The 1407-nt window shown below is 32.8% G+C and carries 2 protein-coding genes and 1 pseudogene; all 3 read right to left on the bottom strand.

The annotated features are described in order from the left end of the window. Positions 1 to 142, bottom strand: a pseudogene (locus PVV57_RS10285) (trwi protein); the annotation flags it as partial. Positions 143 to 355: 213 nt separating this feature from the next. Continuing rightward, a complete protein-coding gene (locus tag PVV57_RS10280) occupies positions 356 to 1111 on the bottom strand; it encodes a type IV secretion system protein (protein WP_273719612.1) in 756 nt (251 codons plus the stop codon). Then, a complete protein-coding gene (locus PVV57_RS10275; protein WP_120121385.1) occupies positions 1108 to 1251 on the bottom strand; it encodes a TrwH protein in 144 nt (47 codons plus the stop codon). Before PVV57_RS10275 ends, PVV57_RS10280 begins: the two co-directional genes overlap by 4 nt. Between the last annotated feature and the right edge of the window lie 156 nt (positions 1252 to 1407).

Below are 1407 nucleotides of genomic sequence, written 5' to 3'. Positions count from 1 at the left end.
CATAGATGATGAAAGCGATTGTGAGGCCGATTGATACAAAGGGTGTGATTGTAACAATTGCTTTTGAGGAAATATCCGTGACATATGTTTGTGTTATCTGATCAATTTTATTGAAAAGTTGCGTGAACACAGTAAAGTTCATGGCATTCCTCTTTAACAAATTTTCAATTTTTTATTACCTTGGAACATAGATACATGCCATTTGCATTTATACATTGCCCAAATTTTCACTGCTATTATCTTGGCTTTGATAAAAGCTCTGTGTCTCTTTGAATTGTTGGGATATAGGACCGAATCTTCTACATTGGATTTTGTTTTCATGAAAAAAAGCCAATATTGTAAAGAGCTTTAGTGGCTAAAATCTTACTTGAGGCACACGCGTGTGGGCATTGGATATAATTTTTTCATACAATTTACGTTTTTGTATTTCGATAAGAAGCTCTTCATTATTGCTTAAATTTCTGACCATTTGTAGCTTTGCATATTCATTTTGGAGTACGGCTGACATATTTCTGATGCGTGTTTGCAGGTCAAAAACTTCTCTCAGATCTTTTGTTTTATTTATATCATTTACGAAATCGACAATTTGTATAAAGCGTTTTTCTGCATCTTCGAAAGCTTGCAAGCTTACAGCTTTATCGACAATTCCACTATATTGAAGACGCTTATTAATTATTTCGTACTGCCTCTTCAGGCTAAGATATGAGAATAAGACCCTCATCTCTTGCGTGTTAATTTTAGTCATAAGCTTTTCTAAATGGTCACGTTGTCTGAATTGTGTAGTAGGCATTCCCACGTAGGTTTTGTGTGGGGTGGGATAGATAAAAAGCGAATCTTCTATGAATAACTTCGGCTGCATTCCTAGGTTTCGTATTTTATTTCCTGTTATAGATTTATAGAGTTGTTCCGCGTTTTTGATCTGATCTTCGGTTGTCTTAATTTGTTGTGTTAACAACTCAATAATTTTCAGATATTCTGCTTTTGAAAAAGAGGAAGGAGTTTGGACAGTTGAACTTTGAGTCGCAGAACCCCAACTGAAATTAGATGTTAGAGTTAAATTTAGTACTACCAAAAGGGTCATCATTCCTGTTACAATAAATCGCTTTTTCATCTGTCTCCTCGTTTAATTTCGGCAGGGATTGTTTTATTAATAGGTACACGGTTCCTATCATTTGGTTGTTTGAGCTTTGGTGCTAATGCACAAGCCGATAGAATATTTGCGATCAAAATCATAAGAATGATATTTTTCATTTTAATATTACTCTTTTTTACAATTAAATAAAGTCAATATTTTTTATCATTATTATAATTTTAATGATAAAGTAAAGTGCATAGTTTGCGATAGTTTATCTTTTCTTAATTTCATTTTTTATATTGATAAAAAATAGCTCGATTTCAGTGCAAATA

The sequence above is a fragment of the Bartonella sp. AU15XJBT genome, from assembly GCF_028618615.1.
GTDB lineage: Bacteria > Pseudomonadota > Alphaproteobacteria > Rhizobiales > Rhizobiaceae > Bartonella.
Note: the sequence above shows the minus strand (reverse complement) of the source record. Positions and strands in the feature narration are given on the sequence as shown.

Excerpts from the sequence above, each read along its gene's own strand:
- PVV57_RS10275 (WP_120121385.1), bottom strand. The coding sequence starts at position 1,251 with ATGAAAAATATCATTCTTATGATTTTGATCGCAAATATTCTATCGGCT.
- PVV57_RS10280 (WP_273719612.1), bottom strand. The coding sequence starts at position 1,111 with ATGAAAAAGCGATTTATTGTAACAGGAATGATGACCCTTTTGGTAGTA.